At 68.0% G+C, this 21,709-nt stretch carries 17 protein-coding genes; 4 read left to right on the top strand and 13 right to left on the bottom strand.

The window, feature by feature from the left end; all coding sequences use genetic code 11:
* Positions 1 to 13: 13 nt before the first annotated feature.
* Positions 14 to 1,780: a biosynthetic-type acetolactate synthase large subunit gene (gene ilvB, locus HMPREF9710_RS13365; protein WP_005667131.1), complete on the bottom strand. Its 1,767-nt coding sequence runs from the start codon at positions 1,778 to 1,780 to the stop codon at positions 14 to 16.
* Between the two features lie 86 nt (positions 1,781 to 1,866).
* Here ilvB and HMPREF9710_RS13360 point away from each other — a divergent pair, with 86 nt between their 5' ends.
* Positions 1,867 to 2,343: an Lrp/AsnC family transcriptional regulator gene (locus HMPREF9710_RS13360; RefSeq protein ID WP_005667129.1), complete on the top strand. Its 477-nt coding sequence runs from the start codon at positions 1,867 to 1,869 to the stop codon at positions 2,341 to 2,343.
* Here HMPREF9710_RS13360 and HMPREF9710_RS13355 read toward each other — a convergent pair.
* The gene (locus HMPREF9710_RS13355; protein WP_005667128.1) at positions 2,340 to 3,485 is read right to left on the bottom strand and encodes a glycerate kinase; all 1,146 of its coding nucleotides are present in this window, start codon (positions 3,483 to 3,485) and stop codon (positions 2,340 to 2,342) included. The two genes, HMPREF9710_RS13360 and HMPREF9710_RS13355, sit on opposite strands and share 4 nt — an antisense overlap.
* Positions 3,486 to 3,496: 11 nt before the next feature.
* The gene (locus HMPREF9710_RS13350) at positions 3,497 to 4,831 is read right to left on the bottom strand and encodes an MFS transporter (RefSeq protein ID WP_005667127.1); all 1,335 of its coding nucleotides are present in this window, start codon (positions 4,829 to 4,831) and stop codon (positions 3,497 to 3,499) included.
* 214 nt (positions 4,832 to 5,045) lie between these two features.
* On the opposite strand from HMPREF9710_RS13350, the gene HMPREF9710_RS13345 reads away from it, so the two are divergent.
* The gene (locus tag HMPREF9710_RS13345; protein WP_005667125.1) at positions 5,046 to 6,200 is read left to right on the top strand and encodes a sugar diacid recognition domain-containing protein; all 1,155 of its coding nucleotides are present in this window, start codon (positions 5,046 to 5,048) and stop codon (positions 6,198 to 6,200) included.
* 11 nt (positions 6,201 to 6,211) lie between these two features.
* Here the strand turns inward: HMPREF9710_RS13345 and HMPREF9710_RS13340 are convergent, their stop codons facing one another.
* From HMPREF9710_RS13340 to HMPREF9710_RS13320, 5 genes are all read right to left on the bottom strand, one after another.
* On the bottom strand, positions 6,212 to 7,546 hold the full coding sequence (locus HMPREF9710_RS13340; protein ID WP_005667124.1) for an MFS transporter: 1,335 nt from the start codon (positions 7,544 to 7,546) through the stop codon (positions 6,212 to 6,214).
* A gap of 248 nt (positions 7,547 to 7,794) precedes the next feature.
* A complete protein-coding gene (locus HMPREF9710_RS13335; RefSeq protein WP_005667123.1) occupies positions 7,795 to 8,694 on the bottom strand; it encodes a LysR family transcriptional regulator in 900 nt (299 codons plus the stop codon).
* A gap of 46 nt (positions 8,695 to 8,740) precedes the next feature.
* A complete protein-coding gene (locus tag HMPREF9710_RS13330) occupies positions 8,741 to 9,220 on the bottom strand; it encodes a nuclear transport factor 2 family protein (protein WP_005667122.1) in 480 nt (159 codons plus the stop codon).
* A 36-nt stretch (positions 9,221 to 9,256) separates the two neighbouring features.
* Positions 9,257 to 10,204, bottom strand: a complete 948-nt coding sequence (locus tag HMPREF9710_RS13325) for a PDR/VanB family oxidoreductase (protein ID WP_005667120.1) — start codon at positions 10,202 to 10,204, stop codon at positions 9,257 to 9,259.
* Positions 10,205 to 10,207: 3 nt separating this feature from the next.
* Entirely contained in the window at positions 10,208 to 11,134 is a 927-nt protein-coding gene (locus HMPREF9710_RS13320; RefSeq protein WP_005667118.1) for a pyridoxamine 5'-phosphate oxidase family protein, read from the bottom strand.
* A 249-nt stretch (positions 11,135 to 11,383) separates the two neighbouring features.
* Between HMPREF9710_RS13320 and HMPREF9710_RS13315 the strand changes: the two genes are divergently transcribed.
* Positions 11,384 to 14,152: a TonB-dependent receptor gene (locus tag HMPREF9710_RS13315; RefSeq protein WP_005667117.1), complete on the top strand. Its 2,769-nt coding sequence runs from the start codon at positions 11,384 to 11,386 to the stop codon at positions 14,150 to 14,152.
* Between the two features lie 19 nt (positions 14,153 to 14,171).
* Positions 14,172 to 14,534 (top strand): hypothetical protein, encoded by a 363-nt coding sequence (locus HMPREF9710_RS13310; protein ID WP_005667116.1) that lies wholly within the window; start codon positions 14,172 to 14,174, stop codon positions 14,532 to 14,534.
* Between the two features lie 27 nt (positions 14,535 to 14,561).
* On the opposite strand, the gene HMPREF9710_RS13305 is transcribed toward HMPREF9710_RS13310, so the two are convergent.
* The 5 genes from HMPREF9710_RS13305 to HMPREF9710_RS13285 are packed head-to-tail and all read right to left on the bottom strand — an operon-like array spanning position 14,562 to position 21,482.
* Positions 14,562 to 15,827, bottom strand: coding sequence for a sugar MFS transporter (locus HMPREF9710_RS13305; RefSeq protein ID WP_218918206.1), 1,266 nt, complete (start codon positions 15,825 to 15,827; stop codon positions 14,562 to 14,564).
* Positions 15,828 to 15,869: 42 nt separating this feature from the next.
* Positions 15,870 to 18,341 carry a GH92 family glycosyl hydrolase gene (locus tag HMPREF9710_RS13300; RefSeq protein ID WP_005667112.1) on the bottom strand — a complete coding sequence of 824 codons (2,472 nt, stop codon included), beginning with the start codon at positions 18,339 to 18,341 and terminating at the stop codon, positions 15,870 to 15,872.
* Entirely contained in the window at positions 18,338 to 19,246 is a 909-nt protein-coding gene (locus HMPREF9710_RS13295; protein ID WP_005667110.1) for a carbohydrate kinase family protein, read from the bottom strand. The genes HMPREF9710_RS13300 and HMPREF9710_RS13295 overlap by 4 nt, the downstream gene beginning before the upstream one ends.
* Positions 19,247 to 19,256: 10 nt before the next feature.
* Positions 19,257 to 20,474 (bottom strand): AGE family epimerase/isomerase, encoded by a 1,218-nt coding sequence (locus tag HMPREF9710_RS13290; RefSeq protein WP_005667108.1) that lies wholly within the window; start codon positions 20,472 to 20,474, stop codon positions 19,257 to 19,259.
* Between the two features lie 21 nt (positions 20,475 to 20,495).
* Positions 20,496 to 21,482: a LacI family DNA-binding transcriptional regulator gene (locus tag HMPREF9710_RS13285; protein WP_040776233.1), complete on the bottom strand. Its 987-nt coding sequence runs from the start codon at positions 21,480 to 21,482 to the stop codon at positions 20,496 to 20,498.
* Between the last annotated feature and the right edge of the window lie 227 nt (positions 21,483 to 21,709).

The raw sequence follows: 21,709 nt of genomic DNA, 5'->3' as shown, positions 1-21,709 counted from the left end.
TCAATACGGGCAACTACTGAGCATGTCGATACCAGCGATCCTTGCCCAGCATGATCTCGTGGTGTCCTCGCCCGGGAGGCATCATCGGGAAGCAGTTCTCGGCCTGCGCCACCCGCACATCGAGCAGGAAGGGCCGGCTGGAGTCCAGGCAGGCATCCATCGCCGCTTCCAGTTCGCCCGCCTGCTCGACCCTCCTCGCCTCCCAGCCGAAGGCGCGCGCCAGCGCCACGAAATCGGGCAAGGCTTCGGTGTAGCTGTGGCTATAGCGCCCGCCATGATGCAGCTCCTGCCACTGGCGCACCATGCCCATGCAGCCATTGTTCGACAGGACCAGCTTGACCGGACAGCGGTGCTGCACCGCGGTCGACAGCTCCTGGATATTCATCAGCACCGAGGCGTCGCCGCTGACGCATACGACCAGCGCATCCGGATGCGCGACCTGGGCCCCGATCGCCGCCGGCAAGCCATAGCCCATGGTGCCGGCGCCGCCCGAGGTCAGCCAGCGGCGCGGCGCCTCGAAGCCCAGGTATTGCGCGGCCCACATCTGGTGCTGGCCGACGTCGGTCGAGACGATCGCATTCCTGCCGGCCAGGCGCTCGGCCAGCGTGGACATCAGCTGCTGCGGGACGATCGCGGCATCCTGCGCGGCGAAGTCGAGGCAGCGCTCGGCGCGCCAGGAGTCGATGGTGCGCCACCAATCCCTGAGCAAGGCGGGATCGGCGCGCAGGCCGACAAGGCGGTCCAGCAGGCCGCGCAGCACCGCGCCGCAATCGCCGCGCAGGCCGACATCGGCCGCCACCACCTTGCCGATCGAGCGCGGATCGATGTCGATGTGGACGATCTGCGCGCCTGGACAGAAGTCGGCCAGCCGTCCGGTCACCCGGTCGTCGAAGCGCGCGCCGACGCACACGACCAGGTCGGCGCCATGCATCGCCAGGTTCGCTTCCAGCGTGCCGTGCATGCCGAGCATGCCCAGCCAGCGCCGGTCCGAGGCCGGAAAGGCGCCCAGCCCCATCAGGGTGAGCGTGCATGGCGCGTCCTTCCAGCGCACCAGGCGCGTGAAGGCGGCGCAGGCGTCCAGCCCCGCGTTGATCAAGCCGCCGCCGCCGTAGAACACCGGGCGCCGCGCCTGGCGGATGAGCAGCGCCGCGGCGTCCAGGCCATCCCGGTCGTCGTCCACGGCGCGCAGCATCGGAGACGGCTTTACCTGGCGCCCGAAGTCGGCCGCGTCCACGGCGCGCGCCTGGATATCCTTGGGCACGTCCACCAGCACCGGGCCGGGCCGGCCCTCGCTCGCTTCAACCACCGCGCGCCGGATCGTGGCGACGATGTCGCGCGTGGCGCGCACCTGCGTGTTCCATTTGGTGACCGTGCGCGAGATGCCCAGCGCGTCGCACTCCTGAAACGCGTCGGTGCCGATGGCGGCGGTCGCGACCTGGCCGCTGACGCACAGGATGGGGATCGAATCGCTCAGCGCGTCGAGCAGGCCGGAGGTGGTGTTGGCGATGCCCGGCCCGGAGGTTACGAACACGACGCCCAGCCGGCCGGTCGAGCGCGCATAGCCTTGCGCCGCATGGACGGCGGCCTGCTCGTGGCGCACCAGCACGTGGCGCAGCCGCCCATCCTGGGCCAGCGCATCGTACAAGGGCAGCACGGCGCCGCCGGGATAGCCGAACACGGTGTCGACGCCGCAGGCGACCAGGGTGTCGAGCAAGAGGCCGGCGCCGGTCAGGGCGACCTTGCCGGCGGCTGGCGGGAGGAATTCGGGATGTGGTTTCATGCCTTGAAGTCTATCGAGGAAAGACATGAAAGTGCTTCATATTTTCAGCTAGAATTGCCGCCTTACCTGAATAATTTTCGTCAACAATGAATCAAGAAAGAAAATCTTTCGATGCGACCGACTTGACCATCCTGGGCATCCTGCTGCGCGACTCGCGCACGCCGCTGCAGGAGATCAGCGCCGCGGTCGGCCTGTCGACCACCTCGTGCTGGAACCGCATCAAGCGGATGACGGATAGCGGAACCCTGCAGGGTTATACGGTCAAGGTCGACCTGCCGAGCCTCGGCTACCACGACCAGCTGATCGTGCAGGTCACGCTCGACAGCCACAGCGAAGAAACGCTGTACGAATTCGGGCGCGCGCTCGAATCGATTCCCGAGGTGCTGGAAGCCTCGCTGATCTCGGGCGACTACGATTATTTCCTGCGCATCGCGGTGAAGGACACGCGCGACTACGAACGCCTGCTGCGCGAACGCCTGTACAAGATCCCCGGCATCCGCCACAGCAAGTCGAGCTTCGTGCTGCGCACCCTCAAGAAGGTCGATACGCCGCTGACGGCCTAGCGCCGCAAATCCATGCCGAGCTTGAGCGCGGCCGCGATATTACGCGCCGTGCACTGCAGGTTGAACTGCGCGCCGGCCAGCACCTCGGCCACCGTCCCCGCCTTCATGACGGTGCTGAAGGTGGCGGCGATGCCGTGCGCGTGCACCGCGCTGGCGTCGTTCGCCAGGCAGCCGCCGATGGCGATCACCGGCTTGGCGTGGCGCCCGGCCACGCGCGCGACGCCGATCGGGGTCTTGCCGTTGACGGTCTGGCTGTCGATGCGCCCCTCGCCCGTGACCACCAGGTCGGCGTCGCGCACGAAGGCGTCCAGGCCCACCGCGTCGGCCACGATCTCGCTGCCGGGACGCAGGCGCCCCTTCAGGAACACCAGCATCGCCGCGGCGATGCCGCCGCCGGCGCCGGCGCCGGGAATATCGGCCACGTCCTGGCCCAGGTCGCGCGCGATCACGCCCGCGTAGTGGCGCAGGCTGGCGTCGAGCCGCTCGACCATCTCGGGCGTGGCGCCCTTCTGCGGTCCGAAGATCGCCGACGCGCCCCTGGGCCCCACCAGCGGATTGCTGACGTCGCAGGCCACCTCGAACACGCATTCTTCGATGCGCGGGTCGAGCCTTGACACGTCGATGCGCGAAAGGAGGGCCAGCGCGGCGCCGCCCGGCGCCAGCTGGGCGCCCTGCGCGTCGAGCAGTTCGACGCCGAGCGCCTGCAGCATGCCGGCGCCGCCATCGTTGGTGGCGCTGCCGCCTACGCCGAGGATGAAGCGGCGTGCGCCGCGATCGAGCGCGGCGCGGATCAGTTCACCGGTGCCGCGGCTGGTCGCCACCAGCGGATCGCGCTCGGCGGGCGCGACCAGCTCGAGGCCGCTGGCGGCGGCCATCTCGATCACGGCGGTCGACTCGTCGCCGCTCAAGCCATAGAAAGCCTCGACCGGCCGGCCCAGCGGGCCGGTGGCCTGCAACACGACCTGGCGGCCGCCGGTGGCGGCGACCATGGCCTCGACCGTGCCTTCGCCGCCGTCGGCCACCGGCACCTTCACGTAGGCGGCGTCGGGAAAGATCTCCCGGAAGCCGGCCTCGATGGCGCTGGCGGCTTCTAGGGCCGACAGGCTTTCCTTGAACGAATCTGGAGCGATGACGATTTTCATGGACCTCTCCTTTAGCGATTGACCAGACGGGCAGGCACGACCAGCACCAGCATGGCGCCGATGAACAGGACGGTGGACAGGATGTACAGCGCGACGTCGGTGCTGCCGGTGGCGTCCTTGATCCAGCCGACCAGGAAGGGGCTGACGAAGCCGGCCACCTGCCCCATCGAATTGATCAGGGCCAGGCCGCCGGCCGCCGCCGCGCTGCCGAGGAAGGCCGCCGGCAGGGGCCAGAACATCGGCAGGCCGGTCAGCGCGCCCATCGTGGCCAGCGAGAGGCCGACCAGCACGATCACCGCGTTGTCCGAGAAGTTGGCGGCCATGAGCAGGCCCACCAGCGCCATCAGCAATGGCGCCGACAGGTGCCAGCGGCGCTCGCGCCGGCGGTCGGCCGAGCGGCCCACCAGCACCATGAACACGCCGGCGAACAGGTAGGGGATGGCGCTCAGCCAGCCGACCGTGGTCGCGTTCTCGAAGCCCAGCGACTTGATGATCGAAGGCAGCCAGAAGTTGATCGCGTAGACGCCCATCTGGATGCTGAAGTAGATGAAGCCCAGCATCCACACATGCCAGTCGCGCAGCACGGCGCCGAAGGAATGCACCGCGTGCACGCCCTTCGCGCGCTGCTGCTCGTCCTGGTCCAGCGCCTCCTGCATCGCGGCCTTTTCGGCGTCGCTCAGCCAGCCGGCCTGCCTGATGCCGTCGTTCAGGTAGAAGAACACGGCTACGCCCAGGAACACGGTCGGAAGGCCTTGCAGCAGGAACAGCCACTGCCAGCCGTCCATGCCGCCCTGGCCGTGCGCGAAGTGGCTCAGCATCCAGCCCGACAGCGGGCCGCCGATCAGGCCCGAGACGGGGATCGCCGACATGAACAGCGCCATCACCTGGCCACGCTTGTGCGACGGGAACCACTTGGTGAAGTACAGCACCATGCCGGGGAAGAAGCCGGCTTCGGCCACGCCGGTGAAGAAGCGCAGCACATAGAATTCCATCGGCGTGGTCACGAACAGCATGCAGGCCGACAGCGAGCCCCAGGCCATCATCATGATGGCGATCCAGCGCCGCGCGCCCAGCCGGTGCAGGATCAAATTGCTCGGCACGCCGAACGTCACGTAGCCGATGAAGAAGATGCCGGCGCCCAGGCCATACACGGTTTCGCTGAGCTGGAGCGCGTCGAGCATCTCGAGCTTGGCGAAGCCGACGTTGACGCGGTCCAGGTAGTTGAACAGGTAGCAGACGAAGATGAAGGGAATCAGGCGCCAGGTGGCCTTGCGGTAGGCGCCGTCCAACAGGGCCGCGCCGGCGGCGCCGCCCTGGACGCCGGATGTGCTTGCGGTGGTGCTCATGCTGTCTCCGAATTTCTAATAGGGTGATCTGCAAGATTATCGGCCAAACAAGGGATATCCAGCGTCGGCGACACGCACAAACCAGAGCGGTAAATAGCCGGCATTTTTCGTGCAACCTCACAATATTTACCATCATCGGCCGGATTCGGCCTCCTCGGCGCGGGAAGTTTTGTGCATAATCACAAGGTTCGCTCCACCTTCCAGGCCCTACCCCATGCATATCCTCGACACCCGGCTCGCCCAGGAAATCGTCACCCGCACCATGCGGATCATCCCGTTCAACGTGAATGTGATGGACGCCAACGGCGTGATCCTCGCCAGCGGCAACCTCGAGCGGGTCGGCGAGCTGCATGCGGGCGCCCTGCTGGCGCTGGCCAAGAAGCTGACCGTGGAGATCGACGCGGCGGCCGCGCGCAAGCTGCATGGCGCCCAGCCGGGCACCAATCTGCCTCTCTCCGTAGGCGGCCAGCTGTGCGGCGCGGTGGGCCTCTCCGGCGCGCCGGACGAGGTGCGCCAGTTCGGCGAACTGGTGCGCCTGACGGCCGAGATGATCCTGGAACAGGCGGCGCTGGCGAACGAATTGCAGAACAACTCGCGCTACCGCGAAGCCTTCGTGCTGAACCTGATCCGCTTCGAGGCCGCGCAGCGGCCCGAGCTCGAAGGCTGGGCGCGGCGCCTGGGCCTGGACCTCGAGCGCATGCAACTGGCGTTCCTGCTCGAGCTGCAGCCGGACGGCGCCGACGCCGGGGCCGCCCTGCACGATATCCAGCGCCTGCAGATGCGCCTGCTGGCGCGGCGCGAGGATGCGCTGACCGCCACCGTCGGCCCGTCCGAGATGGTGCTGCTCGATTCCTGGGACCCGGCGCGCAAGGGCTACGAGACGCCGCCGCAGCGGCGCCTGGACTTGCTGGCCCAGCTGGTGCGCGAGGAATGCGAGCTGCCTTTCACGCTGGCGATGGGCATCGCCCTGCCCGGCCTGGAAGGCGCCGCCGTCTCGTACCAGAGCGCGCGCAGCGCCAGCCGGCTGGGGCGCCTGCGCATGCCGCAGCAGCAGGTGTTCAGCTATTACGACCTGGCGCTGCCGGTGCTGCTGTCAGGACTCGACAGCGGCTGGCAGGCGCACCAGCTGCGCATGCCGATCGCGCGCCTGGCGGGCGACAAGAGCCGCGCCATGCTGCGCGCCACGCTCGACACCTGGTTCGCCCAGGACGAGAACTCGGCCGCCACCGCGGCCAGTCTCGGCATCCACCGCAACACGCTCGACTACCGCCTGCGCCGCATCGGCGAACTGACGGGACTGGACCTGGCGCGCAGCGAGGACAAGCTGCTGCTGTACGTGTCGGCGCTGCTCAGCCCCGCAAGCACCTGATCTCGTGGCGGTCAGCGATTGACCAGCCGCGCCGGCACGGTCAGCACCAGCAAGGCGCCGACCAGCATCACGCTCGACAGGATGTACAGCGCGACGTCGGTGCTGCCGGTGAGGTCCTTGATCCAGCCGACCAGGAAGGGGCTGGCGAAGCCGGCCACCTGCCCCATCGAATTGATCAGGGCCAGGCCGCCGGCGGCGGCGGCGCTGCTGAGGAAGGCCGCCGGCAGTGGCCAGAACATCGGCAGGCCGGCGAGCGCGCCCATCGTCGCCAGGCACAGGCCGATCATGGCGACGACGGCGTTGTCCGAGAAGTGCGCAGCCATCGCCAGGCCCGCCAGCGCCATCAGGAGCGGCGCCGACAGGTGCCAGCGGCGCTCGCGCCGGCGGTCGGCCGAACGGCCCACGATGACCATGAACACGCAGGCGAACAGGTAGGGAATCGCGCTCAGCCAGCCGACCGTGCCGAGGTCCTCGAAGCCGAGCTCCCGGATGATCGACGGCAGCCAGAAGTTGATCGCGTACGCCCCCATCTTGATGCTGAAATAGATAAAGCCGAGCATCCACACATGGCGGTCGAGCAGCAGCGCGCGCAGCGAGTGCACGGCGCTCGCGCCGGGCGGGCGTTCGCGCTCGTCGCGCGCGAGCTCCTCCTGCAAGGCGGCCTTCTCGTGGGCGCCGAGCCAGCTGGCCTGGGCCACGCCGTCGTTCAGGTAGAACAGCGCCGCCAGGCCCAGGAACACGGTGGGCAGGCCCTGCAGCAGGAACAGCCACTGCCAGGCGGCCATGCCGCCCTGGCCGTCGGCGAAGTGGCTCAGCATCCAGCCCGAGAGCGGGCCGCCGACCAGGCCAGAGACGGGGATCGCCGCCATGAACAAGGCCATCACCTGGCCGCGCTTGTGCGACGGGAACCACTTGGTGAAATACAGGACCATGCCGGGGAAGAAGCCGGCTTCGGCCACGCCGGTGAAGAAGCGCAGCAGGTAGAACTCCAGCGGCGTGGTCACGAACAGCATGCAGGCCGACAGCGAGCCCCAGGCCATCATCATGACAGCGATCCAGCGCCGCGCGCCCAGCCGGTGCAGGATCAGGTTGCTCGGCACGCCGAAGCTGACGTAGCCGATGAAGAAGATGCCGGCGCCCAGGCCATAGATGGTTTCGCTGAACTGCAGGGCGTCGAGCATCTCGAGCTTGGCGAAGCCGACGTTGACCCGGTCCAGGTAGTTGAACAGGTAGCAGACGAAGATGAACGGGATCAGGCGCCAGATGGCCTTGCGGTATGCCCCTTCCAAAATGGCCGGGCCGGTCCCTGCCGCGAACGCGCCGGGCCGGCTTGCGGTGTCGAACATGCTGTCTCCGAATTTTTCTTGAATAACCCTGACATTATCGTCTGAACCGGAGACAACAGGGGGGCGACGTGCACGGCGCGCCCCGTCGCCCGTTCAGAAGGTGAACACGGTATGGCCGTCGGCCGCGATCTGCGCGGTGGTGTTCGCCGCGCCGGGCAGCGAATGACCCCATTCCAGGAAGCTCGACCGCCAAGAAACATCATGCCGAAGACAATTCATTATTGCGTCAAACGAAACGCAGGGTTTTCTCAGTGGAGATGAGGATTCGCGCGCAGCTGGTCAGCCAGCAGGTCGATGAAGTTGCGCACCTTGGACGAGCCGAACTTGTTCTCGCGGTGCACCAGGTGCACCGGCCATGGCGCTTCCTCATGCTCGGACAGGACGATCTTGAGGCGGCCGTCGGTCAGCTGGTCGGCGATCTGGTAGGACAGCAGCCGGCAGATGCCCAGCCCGGCGCAGGCGGCCTCGATGGCGGCGTCGTTGCTGGTCACCGTCAGGCGCGGCCGCAGGCGCACCATGGCCGGATCGTCGACCGCGCCGAACTTCCACTCGACCCGCGGCGAGACGCCGGTGGCGGCGATGATCGTATGGCGCAGCAGGTCGGCCGGATGCTGCGGCAAGGGGTGCCTGGCCAGATAGTCGGGCGCGGCGCACAGCACGCGCCGCACCTGGCCAACGCGCAGCGCCCTGAGGCTTGAATCGGGCAGGTGGCCGATGCGCACGGCGACGTCGACGCCTTCGTCGACCAGGTTCACGATGCGGTCGAGGAACAGCGCCGACACCTCGACTTCGGGATACTCGTTCAGGAACTGCACGATGCAGGGCATGACGAAGGTCTTGCCGAACAGGACCGGGGCCGTCACCGACAGGTTGCCCTTCGGCGCCGCGTTGACGCCGGCCGCCGCCTCGTTGGCTTCATCGATGCTGGCCAGGATGGCACGCGTGTCGTCCAGGTAGCGCCGCCCCGCTTCCGTCAGGCGCACGTTGCGCGTGGTGCGCAGCAGCAGCTTGACGCCCAGCCGCTCCTCGAGACCGGCAATGGCGCGCGTGACGGCGACCGGCGACAGGTCCAGGCGCCGCGCCGCCGCGGCGAAGCCCTCTTCTTCGCCGACCGCCACGAAGACGTGCATCAAATGGATCTGGTCCACCCGGTACTCCCTGCGAAATGATGACTTGCGTTGCGCGCCGTCGCGCTCACAGCCCCAGGTCGGACAGCCCCGGATGGTCGTCGGGGCGGCGTCCCAGCGGCCAGCGGAACTTGCGCTCTTCTTCCTTGATCGGCATGTCGTTGATGCTGGCGTAGCGGTTGACCATCAGGCCGTCCGGGCCGAATTCCCAGTTCTCGTTGCCATAGGAGCGGTACCAGTTGCCCGAGTCGTCGCGGCTCTCGTAGGCATAGCGCACCGCGATGCGGTTGTCGGTGAAGGCCCACAGCTCCTTGATCAGGCGGTACTCGAGCTCCTTCTTCCATTTGCGCTCGAGGAAGGCGCGCGCCTCGTCACGGCCGTTGACGAATTCGGCGCGGTTGCGCCAGCGCGTGTCCAGGCTGTAGGCCAGCGCCACCTTGGCGGCGTCGCGCGTGTTCCAGCCGTCTTCGGCCAGGCGCACTTTTTCGATCGCGGATTCGCGGGTGAATGGCGGCAGCGGCGGACGCACTGCGGTGGGCGTTGTCATCGTGAGACCTTTCGATTGGTGGTGGTGGAAGACAGCTTACAGATCGAGTTCCAGCAGCGGGCCCCTGGCCCAGGAGACGCAGGGCGTCATGCCGATGGTCCGCTGCCGGGCGTTCAGGCACACGTCGCGATGCAGCGGCTCGCCCGACACCACGCCAGCATAGCAGTTGCCGCATTCACCACGCTTGCACTCGTAGGAAACGAACACGTCGGCCTCGATCATCGCCTCGAGGATCGACTTGCCCGGCGCGACGTCGAGCGTCATGCCGCTTTGCCGCAAGACCACCCGCAGCGGCCGGTCCTCGTCGTGGGCGCGCGCGCCGAAGCTTTCGACGCGCACGTGCCGCTGCGGCCAGCCCTGCGCCGTCGCGGCGGCGCGGATTGCCTCGAGCAGGACCGAAGGGCCGCAGGCATGCAGCTCGCAGCCCGGCTGCCACGGGCCGATCATCCGGCCCAGGTCGGGGCGCCCTTCGCTTGCGGTGGCATAGGTGCGCACGCGGTCCTCGCCGAGGGCCTGCCAATCGGCGGCCAGCACCAGCCGCGCGCTATCGCGCGCCAGGTAGTGCAATTGGTAGCTGGCGCCGGCCGTCTCGAGCGCGCGCGCCATCGGCAGCATCGGCGTGATGCCGATGCCGCCCGCGATCAGCACGGTGCGGGTGCTCCCCGGGTGCAGCGTGAATCCGTTCAGCGGCAGGCTGACCTCGAGCGCCATGCCCGGCTCGAATTCGTCATGCAGCACGCGCGAGCCGCCACGCCCGCCTTCCTCGCGCTGGACCGCGATGCGCAGCATTCCGCCCTCCTCGCCCACCACCGAATAGGCGTTGCGGTGGCGGGCGCCGGCGCGCGAAGTGAATGCGAGTTCGACGTGGGCTCCGGGCTGCCACGGCGGCAGCGGCGCGCCGCCTTCCGGCGCCAGGCGGAATTCCCTGACCACGGGGCCGTGGCGGATGATGGCGTCGATCAGATACATCATGAAGTCAGCCATGACTCAGGCCTCTACCGCCGGATTGAACGGGGAGGCGTCCAGGTATTCCCAGTCCAGGTGCTGCGGCGCGCGGCGCAGCAGCCAGCGCTCGATCGCGATTTCGCAGAAGCGTCCGGTGCCGCCGCTCAGGCCGTGCGGATCGTCCTGGCCATGCAGGATGCATGCGCGGCCGCTCAGCTGCAACAGGCGCTGGCCGTCGAAGTCGGGAATGCACAGGCCCACGCGCGGGTCGACCGTCAGGTTGCCGAAGGTGTTGAACAGGCTGTTGCCGGCGTAGTCGGGAATGCGCAGCAGCGTGTCGTCCACCACCTGGACGAAGCCGGGGCTGCCGCCGCGGTGCGAGGCGTCGGCGCCGCGCTCCTGGTGGTTGCTGGCCACGAAGACGGTGTCGGCGCGGCGCACGATGGCGCGCGCGGCCTGGTCGAGCGCGCGCCCTTCGCCCAGCAGGGCCGGCGCCGACCCGCCATCGATGCGGCGCAGCTGGCGGCGCTGGATGTATTTGGGGCAGTTCGGGTAGGCCTCGCGCACCGCCAGGTCGAAGCCCCCGTCGTCCAGGCGCGCCAGGGCGCCATTGATGCGGTAGCGGCGGCGCGAGCCGAGCTCGATGAACAGGCTGCCGATCGCCGGATTGGCGGCGACGTTGCGCCAGAATGGCTCGTCAGGATCGCGCAGCGCCGCCGGCAGGTCGACGGTGACCTGCGTCGCGCTGTCGGCATGGGCGAAGCCGGGCTGCCCGAACAGGACCGTGGACCAGGGCGCCCCCTCCGGGTCGACGCTCGCCAGCACCACCATCGACTGCTTGCCGATGAAGGGCCGGGCGCCGCCCAGGATGGAGTCGGCGATGACCACGCCGTTGCGCTCGGCGATGGCGGCCTCGCCGGCGCGGTGCTGCACGGCGCGTTCGCCGTCGTGGTAAACCGAAGTCGTCATGCTGCGTTCCTCCCGGGCTGGCGGCGCGCTGGCCGCGTTCATCGTGGCACCATTCTCATGAATTATGCAAAGGCAGGGAATCGGCGCAATCCGCAATTCATTATTTCTCCAAAAGGAATGCCGGGCCGGATTGCCATCGTCCGCGTATCAGATTCGCAACATCCCTCGTTTCCCGCGCCAATAGTTGTCATTACTGCTCGCCGCGCGATTACACTCCTCGATATTTACGTGGTTTCATAGGGACAATTGATGAATATGAAGTTGAAGGCGGCGGCGCGCGCCGTGCGCGGCGCGCTGCTGGCGGGCGCCTGGATGGCGGCAGGGGTGGCGGGCAGCGCGCTGGCGCAGGAAACGCCGCCGGTGACGACCGACGTTGCGCCGGCAGCCGCACCGGCGCCGGCCGCGATGCCGAAGGTCGAAGTCACCGGCTCGGCCATCCGCCGGGTGCAGTCCGAGACCGCCCTGCCGGTGCAGATCGTCTCGCGCGCCGAGATCGAAAAGGCCGGCGTGACCACCGCCTCCGAGCTGCTGGCCCGGGTATCGAGCAACGTCAACGGCCTGACCGACGGCGCCAGCATCAATGTCGGCGGCGACCAGCGCGGCTTCAACAGCGCCAACCTGCGCGGCATCGGCACCTCGTCGACCCTGGTCCTGCTCAATGGCCGGCGCATGGCCAACTTCGCCTCGCCCGGCGACGACAGCGGCGTCGACCTGAACAACATCCCGGCCGCCGCGCTGGAGCGGGTCGAGGTGCTGCTGGATGGCGCCTCGGCGCTGTACGGCACCGACGCGATCGGCGGCGTCATCAACTTCATCACCCGCAAGGACTTCCAGGGCCTGGAACTGAACGCCTACGGCAGCACCACCGACGAAGGCGGCGCCGGCAAGCGCACCGCCAGCATCAGCGCCGGCAAGGGCGACCTCGAACGCGACGGCTACAATGTGTTCGCGGTGGCCGACTTCCAGCGCACCAATGCGCTCAATACCTCGCAGCGCAGCTTCATCCCCGGCCTGCGGGTCGAGGAGCGCCTGGGCCACCTGCTGTCGGGCTATACCGGCCCGGCGAATATCCGCCTGACCTCGAACCAGCGCGACCACCTGCAGGAACTCGGCTTCACCATCAACGGCCGCCCGATCACCAACCGCCTGATCAACCTGTCGGCGCCCGATTGCGCGCCGCCGGCCAACGTCTACCTGCCCGACGGCACCGGCGGCGTCGATGCCTGCACCTATAACTACATGGGCGACACCGAGCTCTATCCGAAGACCGAGAAAGCCAGCCTGCTCAGCCGCGGCGTGTTGAAGCTCGGCGGCGGCCACCAGGCCTATGCCGAAGTCGCGCTCAGCCGCTCGAAGTCGTACTACACCGGCTCGTCGGCGCGCGTCACCGGCTATATCGACTACCGACTGGTGCCGCAACTGGTGGGCACCGGCCTGGAAGAACTGGACGACGACTATCCGGGCGAGCTGGAACTGCGCATGCGCCTGTCCGAGGCCGGCCAGCGCACCAGCGAACTGACCAGCGAAGGCATGCGCTTCGTGGTCGGCGTGAGCGGCACCGTGGGCGGCTGGGACTACGACACCGCGTATAACCACAGCGTCAACACGGTCAAGGACCGCGACACCAACGGCTACGTGCTGTACAACGAGCTGATGGAAGGGATCCTGGACGGCCGCATCAACCCGTTCGGTCCGTCCAGCCCGGAGGGTCTTGCCCTGCTCGACAGCATCCAGGTCGACGACGTCGTGCGCCGCGCGCGCGGCACGCTCGACTCGCTCGACTTCAAGTTCTCGCGCGCGCTCATGCCGCTGGCGGGCGGCGAGCTGGCCGTCGCCATCGGCGGCGAGGTGCGGCGCGAGAAGAACAATTTCACGCCTTCCGCCCTGCTCCTCTCCGACAACATCAACAACGACGCGGCGCCGGAAGGCGGCCGCGCCACCAGCGACAAGCGCGACGTCGCCGGCCTGTACGGCGAACTGCTGGTGCCGTTCGCGCAGCAGTGGGAGGCGCAGGTGTCGGCCCGCTACGACCATTACGAGCAGGTCGGCGGCGCGGCCAGCCCCAAGATCGGCCTCTCCTACCGTCCGACGGATGCGCTGCTGCTGCGCGCCTCGGCCGGCCGCGGCTTCCGCGCGCCGACCATGACGGAGCTGTTCCGCCCCACCGTCTACAGCAGCACCGCGACCCTGCCCGATCCGGTGTATTGCGCCACGGTCGAGAACAACTACGCCGACTGCGCCGACAACTGGGATACGCGCCGCTACAGCAATGCCGACCTGCAGCCGGAGCGCAGCCGCCAGTTCTCGTTCGGCGCCGTGTTCGCGGCCGGCCGCAACGTGAGCGCCTCGCTCGACTACTGGAACATCAAGCGCACCGACTTGATCAGCGAGATCGGCGACGACATCATCCTGGGCAACCTGGCCAAGTACGGCGACCTGGTGCACCGCGATGAAGACGACGTGATCGACTACATCGAGCTGCGCAAGGAAAACCGCGGCGCCCAGGTAGCCAAGGGCCTGGACCTGGCGGTCACGGTGCGCGGCGTCGACACCGCCATCGGTCGCTTTGGCGGACGCCTGAACGGCACCTATGTGCTGTCGTCGGAAATCCAGAACGCGCCGGGCGATGCTTTTGTGAGCAACCTGAACAAGTTCGTGACCGACGGCGTGGTGCAGCGCTGGCGCCATACGGTGAGCTTCGACTGGGAGCGCGGGCCGGTCTCGGCCAGCCTGCAGAACACCTGGTCGAGCGGCTACGACGACCAGAACACGGCGATCAATATCGACGACGGTTCGGTGGTGGCGGCCAACAAGGTCAAGTCGTACTCGCTGTGGGACCTGTCGGCGGCGTATCAGGCGACGCCGCGCCTGAAGCTGCGCGCCGGCATGCAGAACCTGTTCGACGAGAGCCCGCCGTATTCGAACCAGGCCTATTTCTTCCTGTCCGGGTACGATCCGAGCTATACCGATCCGCGCGGGCGGCGGTTCTATGCCAGCGTGAACTATTCGTTCAACTAGACCGCCTGATGGAGGACGCATGAAACAGCTGGGATTGCTCATATTGTTCATGTCGTCCCTGGCCCAGGCCTCCGACCCGCCGGTCTCGGGGACGTTCAGCAGCGCCCGCAGCGCGTCGCCGGACGGCATGTTCAACCTGATCGTGACGGCGACGGCGGAGGGTCAGCAATTCTTCTTTCAGTGCTTCACCGACGGCAAGCCGGAATTCGGCACGCTCACGGGTGTCAAGGGCCGCAAGACCGAGGCCGTCCTGAATGCCGGAGCGGGTTGCCCCGGCAGCAAGGTCCGGATACGGCTGGACTACGAAGAAGCCTGGATCGAGATCAAGGGCAAATGGGTCGCCATCCCGAGGAACGACATCGTCGTGCCGATCGTCGACTAGCAGTCGGCAACCGGCACGGCTGAATGTTTATTTAGCCGTGTACATCGACGCGTACCTCGCGCCGAAATACAGGACGAAGCCATAGCATGCCGCCGGCAGCAGGAACGACACCTGCACATTGAAGGCATCCGCCAGCGCTCCTTGCGCGAACGGCACCAGCGCGCCACCCACGATCGCCATGCACAGGATCCCCGACGCCTGCCCCGTGTGCCGGCCCAGCCCATGCAGCGCCATGCTGAAGATGGTCGGGAACATGATGGAATTGCACAGGCCGACGGCCAGGATCGCCCACATCGCCAGGCCGCCCTGGGCAAACGTCCCTACCAGCACCAGCGCGATCGCCGCCAGCGAGTTGAAGGCCAGCGTCTTGCCGGGGCTGACGACGCGCATCACGGCGAAGCCGATGAAGCGCCCCACCATCGCCCCGCCCCAGTAGATGCTGACGTAGTGGGCGGCGTCGGCATGCGACAGGCCGGCGATGTGCGGCTCGCCGATGAAGTTGATCAGGAAGCTGCCGATGCTCACTTCCGCCCCCACGTACAGGAAGATGCCGATCGCGCCCAGCACCAGGTGGCGGTACGCCAGCGCCGATCCTTGGCTTTCTCCCGCCAGCGGCGCGTCGTCGCTGTCGGCGATCGCCGGCAGGCGCGCCAGCCGGAACAGCACCGCCAGCGCGACCAGCACGCCGGCCAGCACCAGGTAGGGGCCGCGCACCGATGCCGCTTCGGCCGCGGCATCGGTTCCCGCCACTGCGACCGCCCCCGCGGCCGACAGGATCAAGAGGCCGCCGACGGCCGGCCCGATCGTGGTGCCGAGCGAATTGAAGGCCTGGGTCAGGGTCAGGCGGCTCGAGGCCGTGCGCGCCGGGCCGAGCACCGCGACGTAGGGATTGGCCGCCACCTGCAGCACCGTGATGCCCGAGGCCAGCACGAACAGCGCCAGCAGGAACAGGCCATAACCGCCGAACGAGGCCGGATAGAACAGCGTGCAGCCGGCGGCGGCCACCAGCAGGCCGGCCACCGCCCCCTTCTGGTAGCCGATGCGGCGGATCAACGCGCCGGCCGGCAGCGACACGATGGCATACGCCCCGAAGAAGCAGAACTGCACCAGCATGGCCTGCACATAGGTCAGGGTATACACCGCCTTCAGGTGCGGGATCAGGACGTCGTTGAGCGACGTGATCAGGCCCCACATGAAGAACAGGATCGTCACGATGACGAGCGCGCTCGTATTGCTGTCGAGCTGCGTCGCCGCGCCCCCGTTGTGGGCGGCAGGCGCCGCCTTGTATGGCATATTGGCCATGCTGTCTCCTGATATCGTTTTTTTATGCGGCGCTTAGTGCGCCAGGCCGGCCGGCGGGCGCGGCAGGTCACGCCCGCGCGTGCCCCAGCCTTGCGTGTCCGGCTGGGTCGTCAGCTGGTACTTCAGGGCGCCGCCCGACTGCAGCTGTTCCCAGTCCAGCCACACGCGCTCGACCGCGCGGCCGCCATGGTTCACCGACTTGACGAAGCGGCGCTCGCCCGGCCTGGCGCCCGGCGCCTCGATGCGCAGGATGCGGCCTTGCGGCAGGTCGATCTCGGCCCTGGCGAAGCGCGGCGCATGCAGCAGGAAGCGGCCGCTGCCCGGCATGTCCGGGTAGATGCCCAGCGCGCTGAACAGGTACCAGGACGACATCGTGCCCAGGTCGTCGTTGCCGGTCACGCCGCCGGGACCGTTGGTGAACAGCGTCTCGGCCGCGCGCACCACGGTGGTGGTCTTCCACGGCTGGCCCATCAGGGTGTACATCCATGGCGCGTGCAGGTCGGGCTCGTTGTTCGGGTTGTAGCGGAACTGGGCGTAGTAGCTGTACGGCCCCACCACCCACGACTTGCGCACCGCGTTCGGGTCCGCCAGCACGGCCGGATAGTCGAAGAACTGGTCCAGGCGACCCAGCGCCGGCGCTACGCCGCCCATCGCGGCGGCCAGGCCCGGCACGTCCTGTGGCACCAGCCACTGGTATTGCCACGCCGTGCCTTCATGGAAGCCGTGGTCGCCGCGCGGATCGTAGCCGCTGCCGACGTCGCCGAACCAGCTGCCGTCCAGCAGGCGCGGACGCGGGAAACCTTTCTGGCCGGTCTCGGCGTCGACCACGCTCGGGTCCCAGATCGCCTTCCAGTTCAGGGCGCGCTGCGCCAGCGCCTTCGCATCATCTAGATGGCCGAGCGCCTGGGCCATGCCGGCCAGCGCGCCGTCGGCCGCCGCGTATTCGAGCGTCGCCGACGCGCCGTGGTGCGGGTCGGTGTCCATGCCCTTCGAGACGAAGCTGCGGTCGTACTGCACAAAGCCTTGCTTGAGGTAGCTCGGGTTGCCCGAACGGCCTTGCGGACGGATGCCGTGGGCCGGCACGCCGAAGGCGTTCTCGCGCAGCGCGGCATAGGCCTCGGCCTCGCGCCCCTTCAATGCGCCGAAGCGCCACAGGTCGACCAGGAACGGCGTCACCGGGTCGCCGGTCATGATGTTGGTCTCGAAGTTGGCATAGCCCCAGCGCGGCAGCCAGCCGCCCTGTTCGCGGATCCTGAGCACCGAGGTCGCGATGTCGCTCGCGCGTTCCGGGCGCAGCAGCGCCAGCATCTGGTTCTGGGCGCGGTAGGTGTCCCACAGCGAGAAGAATTCGTAATAGGTCCAGTCCTTCGCCGTGTGGATCGCGTCGTCGTAGCCGCGGTAGCGGCCATCGGCGTCGTTGCCGGTCAGCGGCTGCAGCAGGGTGTGGTAGAGCGCGGTATAGAACACGGTACGGTCGTCCTTGTTGCCGCCCTCGATGCGCACGCTGGCCAGCTCGCGCTGCCAGTTCGCTTGCGCTTTGGCCTTCATGGCGTCGAAGCTCATTGGCTTGCCGCCTTCCATGCCCTCGGCCTTCAGGTTGATGCGGGCCCCTTCGGCGTCGACGTGCGAGATCGCGCTGACCGCGGTCACCGCCTGGCCAGCCTCGAGGTCAAAGCTCAGCCACACGCCGTGCGGCTTGGCCTCGCCCTGCTGGCTCGGGCCGTCGACGTCCGGCCAGCCGGCGCGGTCGTCCCAGATGCCGCGCCTGGCGAAGGGCTGGTCGAACTCCATGCGGAACCAGGTCGTGTACTTGGCGCCGCCGCAGAAGCTGCGGGTGACGATCCGGCCCTCGACGCTGCGGTCGCCCACGATCTTCACTTCGCTGCCGATGACGGAATGGCGCTCGTTGGCCTGGCCGAGGTTGAGCAGCACGTGGCCGGTCTTGGTCCCCGGCGCGTAGGTATAGCGCTCGGCGGCGGCGCGCGTCAGCGCGGTGGCCTCGGCCGTGATGCCGCCATAGCTGGTCAGCTTGACCTTGTAGTAGCCGGCCTCGCCGACTTCGCCGTCATGCGTGTAGTCGGCGGCGTATTTCTTGTGGTCGAACGCGCCCTTCTTGCTGGTGTCGAAGTCGCCGCCGGGGCCGATGGCGCCCGTCACCGGCAGCACCGACAGCTGTCCGCCCTGCTCCCAGCAGCCGGCGCCGGAAATGAAGGAGTGGCCGAAGCCGCGGATCTTCTTGTCGGTGTAGCGGTAGCCGGCGTAGTGGTCGGCGATCGGGCTGACCTGGATCATGCCGAAGGGGGCCGAGGCGCCGGGGAAGGTATTGCCTTCGTCCTGGGTGCCGATGAAGGTGTTGACCGGCATGGCGCCGGCCGCGATCGTCGCCTTGGCTGCTGCGCCCGCCGCGGTCGCGTCAAGCGCGGACAGCGGCAGCAGGCAGGCGGCCAGTGCGAAGCAGATTCCTCGGATCGCGGGCTGGAACGGGTTGGTGCGGGCTTGATTCATCGCGCTGCGTCTCCTTCGAGCTGTTCGAATAGTTGTTGCATGGCCGCGGGCGGCGGCGGCGTGGCGCCGGCCTGCAGGCAGGCGGCGGAACCGGCGGCCAGCGCCGCGTGCAGGTGCGATTGCAGGCGGCGCTGCGGGTGGCGCGTCAGGCTGGTCAAGAGGCCGGCGGCGCTGGCGTCGCCGGCGCCGACCGTGTCCACCACCGTGACTTTCGGCGCCCGCGCATCGCAGCGCTCGGCGCCGTGAAACAGGCTCGCGCCCTCACCGCCGCGCGTCAGCAGGCAATACGCCGCCGGATTGAAGGCGCGCAGGCGCGCCAGCGCTTCGTCCAGCGCGACGCCGGGGAACAGGCCGCGCAAGTCGTCGTCCGACACTTTCACCAGGTCGGCGATCGAGGCCATCGCCGCCAGGGTCGGCGCATAGCGCTCGTCCATCAGGTTGCGGTAGTTGGGGTCGTAGCTGATCGCCACGCCCTGCGCCTTGAGCTCACGCGCCAGCGCGGTCAGCTTGGAGGCAAGCGGCTCGCGCGCCAGGCTGATGCCGCCGAAGTGGGCCCAGCGCAGGCCCTCGGCCCAGCCGGCCGGGAACAGCGCCGGCTCGAAGTGCAGGTCGGCGGAGTCGTCACCGATGAAGAAGTAGCGCGGCGGCTCGCCCTGTTCCACCACGGCCAGCAGCGGCGAACGGTCGACCCGCTGCAGCAGCCGCGTGTCCAGGCCGACGGCTTCGCTCGCGCTCCACAGCGCGTCGCCGAAGCTGTCCAGGCTGATGGCGCCGGCGAAGGCGGTCGGTTCGCCCAGCGCCGCCAGCGCGCGCGCCACGTTCCAGGTCGAGCCGCCCACGCGGCTCACCCACTGTTCGTCGCCCTGGTGGATCATGTCGGTCAGCGCCTCGCCGGCGCACAGCATGCGGGGAGGATTAAGCACGCGCGCCGCCCTTCAGCACCGCCACGATGTCGTAGACGGCGCCCATGGTGTGGTAGTCGACCTTGCCGGCCGGGCTCTTCTCGTCGCTGAGCTTGCGGTTCTCGCGGTCGAGGATGCGGTACCAGGCGCCGTGCTCGTGGTCGACGAAATGGGTCCAGCTGTATTGCCACAGGCGGTCGTACCAGGTCCAGTAGTCGGCATTGCCGGTGCGCGCGGCCAGCATGGCCGCCGCCGCGGCGCTCTCGGCCTGGACCCAGAAATACTTGTGGAAGTCGCACACGCTCAGGTCCGGCGCCAGCGAGTAGCACAGGCCGCCATGTTCCGGATCCCAGCCCTTCTGCACCGCCACCTTGAACAGCATTTCGGCGGTCGGCAGCAGCCAGCCCAGGTCGTGCTCCAGCACGTCCTTGCCGCGCGCTTCCAGCTGCAACAGCAGCTTGGCCCACTCCGTGAAATGGCCCGGCTGGTAGCCCCAGGGACGGAACAGGTTTTCCGGGTCGTCGATATTGAACTTCCAGTCGGGTTGCCAGTGCGTGTCGTAGTGTTCCCAGATCAGGCCACCGCAGCGCTCGGCCTGGCGCTGGGTGACGTTGTAGGCCACCGTGTACGCGCGCTCGATGTAGCGCCGCTCGCCGGTCGCGGCATGCGCCGCCAGCAGCGCCTCGCAGGCGTGCATGTTCGCGTTCTGGCCGCGGTAGGTCGACAGCTCCCTCCAGTCCTGGCTCGCCTCGTCGGCATACAGCCCATCCGCCGCGTTCCAGAAGCGCTTTTCCATCAGGTCGAAGGCTTCGCCGATCCAGGGCCGCGCTTCCTCCATGCCGGCCATCGTCGCATGCGCATAGGCCAGCAGCACGAAGGCCTCGCCATACGCGTGCTGGGTGCCGTCCTCGATCGCGCGGCCGTCCAGCATCCAGGCATAGCCGTCGCCATCCGGCGCGCGGTGCGCCTCGCGCAGGAAGCGCACCGCGTGCTCCAGGCCTTCGCGATAGGCCGGATCCTCGAAGTGGCGGTAAGCCATGGCATAGGTGAACACGAAGCGAGTGCTGCTGACCAGGTGACGGTGGCTTGCGTCGTAGACCTCGCCATCGTCCTTGAAATAGTGGTACATGCCGCCGGCGGGATCGATCGCGCGCGGGTGGTAGAAGCGCATCGTGTGGCGCGCGTGGTCGAGCAGCACGTCCGGGCTGCGAAAGTTCGGGAAAGTGGTCATGGTGGCTAGGGGTGGTGTGCGCTAGTCGTCGTAGCTGCTCTCGCGCACGATCATCTCGACTGGCAGGGTTATCTGGGATGGGTTTTCGTCGGGTTTGTGCAGCAGGGAGTCGACTCCGGTCCGCCCCAGCGCTTCCTTGTCCACATGGACGGTGGACAGCGGTGGGATGGCGGCGGCCGAGGCGGCGATATCGTCGAAACCGACGATCGCGAGGTCGTAGGGGATCTTGAGCCCTTCGGCCAGGCAGGTCTTCATGGCGACCAGGGCGGTGCTGTCGTTGTAGCAGAACAGCGCGTCCGGGCGTTTCGGCAGGGCCAGCAGGCTGCGCATCGCCTCGATCACGCCCTCCTCGCCCTCGCCCATGGTGGGCACGATGACTTCCAGGCTGGGATCGGCATGCACCTTGGCGTCGAACAGCGCCTGCCGGAAGCCCCGGTTGCGCTGCTGGATGCTGTAGTGGGCCAGGGAGCCGGACAGCATGGCGATGCGCTTGCGGCCGCAGCGCAGCAGGTGCTGGGTGGCGAGGTAGCCGCCGCTCATATTGTCCGGATTGATCGAGGTGAAGCCGCGCCGGTGCATGTCCACCAGCACCATCGGCTTGCCGGTCTGCCGCAGCGCGCTCAGGACTTCGGGCTCGAAGAAGCCGGCGCACAGGATCGCGTCGGGCTGGTGCAGGCGGATCTGTTCCAGCACCGGCTCGGCCGGGCCGACCACGATCAGCGACAGCGCGATGCCCTCGCGCCGGCAGGCTTCCTCGGCGCCGTGCAGCACCGGCGTGAAGAACGGACTGGAGGTGAGCGTGTTGTGCTGGCTGTGCAGCAGGAAGGCGATGCGGCGGATGCGGCCCTTCTTCAGCAGGGAGAAATCGTAGCCCAGGCGGATGGCGGCCTCGCGCACCACGCCGCGGGTCGCCTCGGTCATGCCGCCCTGGTTCTTGAGCGCGCGCGAGACGGTGCCGATCGACAGCCCGGTCTCGCTCGCGATGTCGCGCAGCGTGACCTGGCTCACGGCGCAGCCCTCCGTCCCGCCATCGGACTCATCTGCGTGACCATATACATGATCGTCTCCATTGATTGGTTTAATAAACGCTTGTTGTCGCGTCTTGTACTTGAATTTATAGCAGCCGCGTTTCGGCAGCGTCAACAAAGGCAGGTAGCACACGGTGTGTTTTAGCTTTTTTTAGTAAACAACGGTTGCTCACTGTAAACACGGGTATTTACCTGCCTCGTCGCGCA

The organism is Massilia timonae CCUG 45783, from assembly GCF_000315425.1.
Lineage (GTDB): Bacteria > Pseudomonadota > Gammaproteobacteria > Burkholderiales > Burkholderiaceae_D > Telluria > Telluria timonae.
Note: the sequence above shows the minus strand (reverse complement) of the source record. Positions and strands in the feature narration are given on the sequence as shown.

Bases quoted from the DNA above. Each gene is read 5' to 3' on its own strand.
- HMPREF9710_RS13320 (WP_005667118.1), bottom strand. From the start codon at position 11,134: ATGACGACTTCGGTTTACCACGACGGCGAACGCGCCGTGCAGCACCGC.
- HMPREF9710_RS13350 (WP_005667127.1), bottom strand. From the start codon at position 4,831: ATGAGCACCACCGCAAGCACATCCGGCGTCCAGGGCGGCGCCGCCGGC.
- HMPREF9710_RS13355 (WP_005667128.1), bottom strand. From the start codon at position 3,485: ATGAAAATCGTCATCGCTCCAGATTCGTTCAAGGAAAGCCTGTCGGCC.
- HMPREF9710_RS13325 (WP_005667120.1), bottom strand. From the start codon at position 10,204: ATGGCTGACTTCATGATGTATCTGATCGACGCCATCATCCGCCACGGC.
- HMPREF9710_RS13295 (WP_005667110.1), bottom strand. From the start codon at position 19,246: ATGCTGTGCGCCGGCGAGGCGCTGACCGACATGATCCACCAGGGCGAC.
- HMPREF9710_RS13360 (WP_005667129.1), top strand. From the start codon at position 1,867: ATGAATCAAGAAAGAAAATCTTTCGATGCGACCGACTTGACCATCCTG.
- HMPREF9710_RS13340 (WP_005667124.1), bottom strand. From the start codon at position 7,546: ATGTTCGACACCGCAAGCCGGCCCGGCGCGTTCGCGGCAGGGACCGGC.
- HMPREF9710_RS13345 (WP_005667125.1), top strand. From the start codon at position 5,046: ATGCATATCCTCGACACCCGGCTCGCCCAGGAAATCGTCACCCGCACC.
- HMPREF9710_RS13300 (WP_005667112.1), bottom strand. From the start codon at position 18,341: ATGAATCAAGCCCGCACCAACCCGTTCCAGCCCGCGATCCGAGGAATC.
- HMPREF9710_RS13310 (WP_005667116.1), top strand. From the start codon at position 14,172: ATGAAACAGCTGGGATTGCTCATATTGTTCATGTCGTCCCTGGCCCAG.
- HMPREF9710_RS13330 (WP_005667122.1), bottom strand. From the start codon at position 9,220: ATGACAACGCCCACCGCAGTGCGTCCGCCGCTGCCGCCATTCACCCGC.
- HMPREF9710_RS13315 (WP_005667117.1), top strand. From the start codon at position 11,384: ATGAATATGAAGTTGAAGGCGGCGGCGCGCGCCGTGCGCGGCGCGCTG.
- HMPREF9710_RS13290 (WP_005667108.1), bottom strand. From the start codon at position 20,474: ATGACCACTTTCCCGAACTTTCGCAGCCCGGACGTGCTGCTCGACCAC.
- HMPREF9710_RS13305 (WP_218918206.1), bottom strand. From the start codon at position 15,827: ATGCCATACAAGGCGGCGCCTGCCGCCCACAACGGGGGCGCGGCGACG.
- ilvB (WP_005667131.1), bottom strand. From the start codon at position 1,780: ATGAAACCACATCCCGAATTCCTCCCGCCAGCCGCCGGCAAGGTCGCC.